Annotated in this window: 2 protein-coding genes; both read left to right on the forward strand. The window is 45.9% G+C overall.

Annotated elements, in window-relative coordinates; translation table 11 throughout:
• Positions 1-146: 146 nt before the first annotated feature.
• Positions 147-428 (forward strand): hypothetical protein, encoded by a 282-nt coding sequence (locus DX909_RS29240; protein ID WP_128548858.1) that lies wholly within the window; start codon positions 147-149, stop codon positions 426-428.
• Between the two features lie 11 nt (positions 429-439).
• Positions 440-997 carry a hypothetical protein gene (locus DX909_RS29245; protein WP_128548860.1) on the forward strand — a complete coding sequence of 186 codons (558 nt, stop codon included), beginning with the start codon at positions 440-442 and terminating at the stop codon, positions 995-997.
• Positions 998-1,859: the final 862 nt, after the last annotated feature.

Consider the following 1,859-nt stretch of genomic DNA (forward strand, 5'->3'; position numbering starts at 1 on the left):
AAGCAGGCAAGTAAGGGGCCATGTTTGACGGAATTTGCTTGTATCAACTGGTGGTTGATGAGCAGCACCTGAAGCAACACCTGGGCATCCCTACTCTCTTGGAAGAAGAGACGGGCGTAATCCGGTGTGATCTTCCAACCTACGTTATGTGGCCTAAAGGGCTGCGGGTGCAGGGCCGGCCCCGGCCACCGGGTTCAGCGAAAGGGCGCTATTGCTTCCAACTACGCGGATCGCTGATTAAGGCGGCCAACCAGGGAGAGCATAACCGGTATGGAAAAAATCCTTTGGAGATACTGGCCGTGCTGGACGAGTTGGCAACGAGCTGGGGCATCGATCCGTTTCGCACCCCGATCAACAACCTGGAGTTGTCCATGACCTGGCCGGTGGCTGGGGGGAAGTGCTGCCAGAGCGTCTTTTGCTGTATTTGAACCACAAGCCCATGGTGAATTCCATGCCCGTCGATGGCGTGCTCATGCCTTATGTCCAGGTAGAGTGCGGTCAACATATTTTGAAGCTTTACGTGCCGGCAGTTGGGCATTTGCGGTTTGAATTGAAGGTTCGCACAATGCAGTTTCTAGGCAAGGATCGTCCCAGGGTGCTGGCAGATCTGGTTTTGCCACAGTTTGCGCCTTCCCTAGCCCAGAAACTAATGAAAGCCTTTGAGAAGATTTTGTGGACCCTACCTGAGTTAGATGCCCATCAGCTTTCGGAGGAGGAGAAGAAGCTTTATCTGGAGGGCCGGGTGGCCCAGTATTGGCTGGTAAGCAGAAAGCGATTTGATGGCGAAGCGGATTTTAAGCGGGTAGAAAAACAGCGCCACCGGGAGAAGCTTCGGTTTCGGGCTTTAGTGGATCGTTATTGGACGGGAGAGCCGCTCGCTGAGTTGAAGAAGCAGTTAGAAGCCAACCTGGCAGACTACCTAGACCAAATGCATCGTGAACCCTATCAACAACAACTAACCGACTGTTGGCAGAGATGGGCAAGCCTCTTTCATTAGGAACGAAACCAAATGTCGGAAATCTAGCGAAATATAAAGTCTAGATTTCCGACATTCCCATTTTCTTTTCTTTTTGATTTCTCACCCCCGTAATCCATTTCTCTAATGAATGCGTTCAACCTGAATCTTAGAATAATTTACCCGAATACGTCAAGAGAAATAAACTTTTGGTTGCATTTAAAGGCAACCAAATTTTACTAGCTACACTTTTCATAAGAAGATTCGGCCTACAGGGAGCTGACTTTTTGCCTTTAGATCAGTAACGGAAATTAGTCTACAATTGCGAAGAAAGATAATAAAGCAGAGGAAGACATAATAAAACATTCCATGCGGGTTTTAAACAATAAGGGATTCCTTTAACCAGCAAAATTAGTGAGGTGGGGGGTGGGAAAAAATGTAGAGTGTGGCCGTGAAAAGGGGCTATAGATGTTTAGCCCTAAGCTTAGAATGAAACTCGTTGCTGGTTAATGCCACCAAACCGCTTAAATAGGCACTATTCGAACTTTTACTAAAATAGTAGCGTAGAGCAATCTCTACACAAACGAGTTCATTGAATTCAAAAGGGGAGATATTTCTACAGAAAAAAGTACTAAAGGGCTGTGTACTATAACTCATGCCTCTACTAACCTACCCGTTTGAATTGCACTTTCTTTTTCGATAACCTATAGGTCAGATTCTTTAATTATTCTTAGTCGCTTAGATAGATCCTGGCGGATGGATGGCCTCAGTGAAAATGCCTGTAAATTCAGAAAGTATTCGGTAGTAAAACACTTACTTTCGTGAAAGATTAGAACGGCCTACCCTGCTTTATTTGTCTTAAGATGAGATGGGTTTGGGGTAAATTATAGTAAAGTAAAAACCC

The sequence above is a fragment of the Larkinella soli genome (genome assembly GCF_003703975.1).
GTDB classification, from domain to species: Bacteria; Bacteroidota; Bacteroidia; order Cytophagales; family Spirosomataceae; genus Larkinella; species Larkinella soli.